This window comes from Paracoccus sp. SY (assembly GCF_002901215.1).
Taxonomy (GTDB): Bacteria; Pseudomonadota; Alphaproteobacteria; order Rhodobacterales; family Rhodobacteraceae; genus Paracoccus; species Paracoccus acridae.
Map to the genome: position 1 here is coordinate 1 of NZ_NWMQ01000129.1, position 1,638 is coordinate 1,638.

At 65.5% G+C, this 1,638-nt stretch carries 5 protein-coding genes; 3 read left to right on the forward strand and 2 right to left on the reverse strand.

Features of this window, described 5'->3' with window-relative positions; translation table 11 throughout:
* The 3 genes from CK944_RS22030 to CK944_RS23500 form a co-directional block, all read left to right on the forward strand.
* Positions 1 to 204: zincin-like metallopeptidase domain-containing protein (locus CK944_RS22030; protein ID WP_239986220.1), on the forward strand; the 204-nt coding region annotated here is incomplete at its 5' end.
* Entirely contained in the window at positions 201 to 380 is a 180-nt protein-coding gene (locus tag CK944_RS22035; RefSeq protein WP_103175166.1) for a hypothetical protein, read from the forward strand. The genes CK944_RS22030 and CK944_RS22035, both read left to right, overlap by 4 nt.
* Complete coding sequence (locus tag CK944_RS23500; RefSeq protein ID WP_158248134.1) at positions 377 to 544, forward strand: hypothetical protein; 168 nt, start codon at positions 377 to 379, stop codon at positions 542 to 544. Before CK944_RS22035 ends, CK944_RS23500 begins: the two co-directional genes overlap by 4 nt.
* A gap of 238 nt (positions 545 to 782) precedes the next feature.
* Here the strand turns inward: CK944_RS23500 and CK944_RS22040 are convergent, their stop codons facing one another.
* Both CK944_RS22040 and CK944_RS23505 read right to left on the reverse strand, forming a co-directional pair.
* Entirely contained in the window at positions 783 to 1,214 is a 432-nt protein-coding gene (locus tag CK944_RS22040; RefSeq protein ID WP_146038766.1) for a hypothetical protein, read from the reverse strand.
* 37 nt (positions 1,215 to 1,251) lie between these two features.
* Positions 1,252 to 1,638, reverse strand: a 387-nt coding sequence (locus tag CK944_RS23505) for a hypothetical protein (protein WP_205049141.1), incomplete at its 5' end; no start/stop codon positions are given.

A 1,638-nucleotide genomic window follows, 5' to 3' on the forward strand; every position in this document is an offset into this window, starting at 1 on the left:
GCCGAGATTGGCAACTGCATGACTTGCGCCCGGCTTGGCCTGACCCCGGATTTTGACCAGTCCGGCGCATACGTCCAAAGCTGGCTGCGCGCCTTGAAGGACGACAAGCGGCTGATTTTCAAAGCCGCTAGCGAGGCGCAGAAGGCCGCCGAATGGCTGGTCAAAGGCAAGCCCGCCGAGAAGGAAGAAGGAGCGGCCGCATGAGCGGCCCCCACCCCCTGCCCGTCCTGTCCTGCCGCAAATGCGGCAGGAGCAATCCTTGGGTCTATCTCGCGCCGGTCGTGGTCGAGGGAACCGGAACCTGCATCTGCATGGATTGCGCCAAGGCGCGCGGCTGGCTGAATGCTGTCGGAAATCTCAAGCCGGGAGTCGCGCTTTGACCACCTACGAGATCCGGGACGACCCCGGCGACCTGCCCATCATCTGCGCGACCTTGGCGGAAGCGGAGCGGCGTGGCCGACGCCGCGCCGCCCGCCTCGGCATCGAGGTCCTGATTTACGAAATGTACCCCACGCGCGGAGAGCGGCTTATCAGCGCGATCTGACACCCGGCCCCCCGCAACAGCGGGGGCTTTTTCTTAACGATCAGGTTGACCAGGCGGGGCGGAGCCGTCGAGCCGGCCCCGCCCCGCCCCGCCCTGCGCTATCCGCGCGTGAGCCGCGTGCGCGGCGATGCGGAGACGGCTGCGCCGTCAGCCCATGAGGAAGCCCCGCCCTTTCGGGCGGGGCGAGAATTGGCGAGGGAAGTGTCGATAAACGTAGGGTCGCGAATGGGGTTCCCGGTCAGGCCAGATTATATTTGCCGGAAGGGCGAAGGCCGCCCTTGCGCCAGCCGGAGTCAAAGACCGCAACCCGGCCATGCGATGGCCATGCCAGTTTCCATCGGGCTTCCCGCCGCAGCCGTCGCGCTTCATCGAGCATGGCCTGCGCCACATCATCGAGGGTGAAGCCGTCGCCCAGGACGAACCATTCGCTTGTCTTGGCGAAGTCCCGATCCGCCAGCCGCGTCACGCGCTTGAGGCACCGGCTTTCAAGGCAATGAGCGTGCGGCATCTGGATCGTCTGCACGATCAGAAGCCGCTTTTCCAATCCACGCGCCAGCTCCTTGCGCCGGTCGGTCGGCTTACGCTGCGTGAACTGATCTTGAACCGCTGCGGGTGCCGTTCGTCGCAAGTCAGATAGACCGTGCCCCAGGGCACGGCGCGGCGGAACCACCGAACCGTGAGACTGCCACGCGACTTTCGCGCGCCCGTTAATCCCCGCTCCGCCATGCCGTCCAATCCTGTTCCGTGATCCTGTCGATGGCCGGGTTGCTGTGCAGGACCGGCAGGCGCAGCGACTCCGCGGCCGCAAGCGCCAGACAGGTTTGCACCGTCAGTTTGGCCGGGTGATCCGCTCCTTGGCCGAACCGGGCCGCAAGCCTGCACCCGTCAGCCGCAATGCGCGGGCTGATCGCGACTTCATAGACCTTCAGGATCTGAAGCAGGTTGTCGAAAATCTCGGTGGCCTGTTCAACCGCCTCGGCCGAGGCGCTGCGCGTGTCCGCGCGGCCCTCAGTGAAAGCCATGACCACATCGAGGCGCACGCTGGCCGAGGTTTTGCATTGCTTGCGGCTACCCTTGATCTTTTCCACCAGCAA

Bases quoted from the DNA above. Each gene is read 5' to 3' on its own strand.
- CK944_RS22035 (WP_103175166.1), top strand. From the start codon at position 201: ATGAGCGGCCCCCACCCCCTGCCCGTCCTGTCCTGCCGCAAATGCGGC.